Genomic DNA, 222 nt, shown 5'->3' with positions numbered 1-222 from the left:
AGGGCGGTCACCACGGTACGGGCGGTCTCCCTGGCTGCGGTCGCGGTCACCATAGGGACGACGCTCACCCTGCGGACGATCACCGTACGGGCGACGCTCACCCTTGGAACGGTCGCCGTACGGGCGACGCTCAGCCTGAGGGCGGTCACCACGGTACGGGCGGTCTCCCTGGCTGCGGTCGCGGTCACCATAGGGACGACGCTCACCCTGCGGACGATCACC

General features: G+C 70.3%; 1 protein-coding gene. It reads left to right on the top strand.

What is annotated here, in order from left to right; translation table 11 throughout:
- A partial coding sequence (locus tag MIAR_RS17480) for a hypothetical protein (protein ID WP_285638580.1) occupies positions 1–222 on the top strand: 222 nt, incomplete at both ends.

Source organism: Microbacterium arabinogalactanolyticum (genome assembly GCF_030268005.1).
Lineage (GTDB): Bacteria > Actinomycetota > Actinomycetes > Actinomycetales > Microbacteriaceae > Microbacterium > Microbacterium arabinogalactanolyticum.
This window is presented reverse-complemented; position numbering and strand designations above follow the sequence as displayed.